Raw genomic sequence first — 2,620 nt, 5'->3', positions numbered from 1 at the left:
TATTATGGAGTATAAGGGGAATAACAGGGGCGCTAAGGGGGCTAATACTGCTTCTCCAAACTTCATCAAGGTTGAAGGAAAAGGGGCAAATCTTGTAGCAATAAAGGTGATGTTCACAGGAAATGAACAAGGACTGGGGGTAAAGGTCGCAAATGGGGGACATGTGACGCTAAAACAATCGCATGTTCCTATTCAACCTACCATTCATATCACACGCAACCTCATTTTATAGTTTATACTTATTTATGTTTTCATGTATGTTTTTTTTGCATTGTGTGTGAGTGTGTTGTTTATTTTTTCTTGTTTTGAATAGAAGGCCTTCAGGGGGATTTTGTTTAGGGGTTTGAGGCGTTCAGGTATGATTTTGTTTTAATTTTCTCTTTTTTTAAAGAATAGTTTTTCTCTTTTAATCTGAAAGGTTTCAAGAGGATAGTGGGTTATGGTTATGCGTCGTGTATTCAATCATCATGTTTGTTTGTGTGTGTTATCGACAGCTATTCTGGCTGGTCTTGCTCTTATGACTTCTCAGAATAAGGTCTATGCTGCACAGAATTGTAATGGGTTGGCTGGTGGTGGTGATGGGGATCAGGGTAATGGGCCAATTGTGTGTGATGGGACGGCAAATGGGAGTGGGGTGCAGAAGGGGGTGGGTGAGCTGAGTGGTAATCGGAATATAAATATGAGTGGGCACCCTCGTGATGAGGCTGCTGTGACGGTAACGGGGCCGAGTACAAATATTACGATAAAGAGTGAGCTGAGGGTTTGGGATAGTAGTGGTAGTAGTCAAAAGACAGCGATTAAGGTGTATGATGGAGGGAAGTTGGCATTGGTGGGGAAAGTTAGTGTTACAGATGTGAAGAAGGGGATAGAAGTGAGTGGGTCGGGGTCTTCTGTTACGGTTGTTAAGGGGACGATTGGGGTGAAGAATGGGGGAGGTCTTGTGATTGAGTTGAGTAATAATGGGAAGGTTGTGTTGAATGATGGGGTGACGGTGGGACCGATTAGTGGGAATGTAAATGGGGAAGTGGTGATTAATAATGGGGGGACGTTGAGGATGGATGGGCAGAGTTTTACGGGAGTGACAACGGGGATAGTTGTTAAGGGGAATGGTGGGAAGGCTGATGTAAGAGGGAGGGCGACGATTGGGGTTAAAGCAAGTGGGACGGGGTTTAAGATGCAGGGGACGGCTAATGCTGATGTGATGGAGCTTAATATTAGTGGGGGTAGGGGAGCGACGGGGGTGGATATGGGGAGCACAGGGACGTTGACGATGACAAAGGTGGGGATTACGACAGGGAGCGCGGGGACGGGAGCAAAGGTGACGAATGGGGTGTTGACGATGACTGGGGATTCGAAGATTGAGGTTGGGGCAGGGGCTACGGGGGTGGAGGTGTTAAGTGGGACGGCTAATGTGGTGGGGGCGACGATTACGGTTGGGGCAGGTGGGAAGGGGTTTAAGGTGGAGGGGGCGGGGACGGCTACTGTGACAAGTACGACGATTAAGGGAAGTGGGAATGGGAGTACGGGGACAACGGGGGTGGAGATGGAGGGGAGTGCTAATGTGACGTTGACGAGTGTGACGATGAGAGAGGTTGGAACGGGGATAGTGATGGAGGGGGAGGGAATGTTGACGTTGAATGGGACGACGACGATTAATGTTGGGCAGAGTGGGGGAACGGGGATGAGTGTGACGAATGGGACGGTGATGATGACTGGGACGTTGACGATTGAGGGAAAGGGGAGTGAGACGGGGATGAGTGTGACGGGTGGGACAGTGACGATGAGTGGGGGGACGATTAGGGCAGAGGGAAGTGGGGAGAAAGGGGTAGAGGTGAGTGGGGGAACGGTGATGTTGGAGAAGGTGAATATTTCAGGGTTTGCAACGGGGGTGGAGATGTCGGGTGGGACGTTGAAGTTGGATGGGGGAACGATTGTGGGAAATGGGAGAAATGGGGTGGGGATTAATGTGAGTGGTGGGAATGGGAACGTGACGGTGAAGGAGGTGAATATTTCAAAGGTACAAACGGGGATAACGATGATGGGGAGTGGGAATCTGACGGTGGAGGAGGGGACGACGATTAATTTTATGGGGGAGGATGGGATAAAGGTGGGGAGTTCGGTGCAGAGTACTACTTTGACGGGGGTGGAGATTACGAGAAGTAGAAGTGGTGGGAAGGGGGTTTGGGTCGAGGGGGGAACAGTGATGATGAAACAGGTGGAGATTTCAAATGTTGGAACGGGGGTGGAGATGGGGAAAGGGGTGACAGGGGCTACTTTGACGGGGGTAGAGATTAGGGGAGGGGGAAATGGGAGTGGGACGGGGATATATGCTGAGGGGGGATAGGGGTGAAGAAGGCTGAATTGACAAATGTGGAGATTGTTGGAAGCAACAATGACTTAGGAAAAATTGTATAAAACCACAAAAAGTGGACTAAAAATTATCTAATTAAATAAAAATCTATGTACTTCAATATGTTAAAGATAAAAAACAGATGGTGCCCAGACGCGGCCCGCTTATAATCAATAAAATCAATAGGTTACTGCAAAGGTAAGGGAATTTGTGCTTATTGATTTTATTAAGTTTTTTTGCATTCTATCCCGTACCTTTTTGAAGCTTTTC

General features: G+C 48.2%; 2 protein-coding genes. Both read left to right on the top strand.

Going from position 1 to position 2,620, the window contains the following annotated elements; translation table 11 throughout:
• Positions 1-232: hypothetical protein (locus tag J7R05_RS06900; RefSeq protein ID WP_208541729.1), on the top strand; the 232-nt coding region annotated here is incomplete at its 5' end.
• A gap of 207 nt (positions 233-439) precedes the next feature.
• Positions 440-2,344, top strand: a complete 1,905-nt coding sequence (locus J7R05_RS06895; RefSeq protein WP_208541728.1) for a beta strand repeat-containing protein — start codon at positions 440-442, stop codon at positions 2,342-2,344.
• The last annotated feature ends 276 nt before the right edge of the window (positions 2,345-2,620 follow it).

Source organism: Bartonella capreoli (assembly GCF_902813205.1).
GTDB lineage: Bacteria > Pseudomonadota > Alphaproteobacteria > Rhizobiales > Rhizobiaceae > Bartonella > Bartonella schoenbuchensis.
The sequence above is the reverse complement of the archived record's forward strand: the minus strand, read 5'-3'. Positions and strand labels throughout refer to the sequence as shown.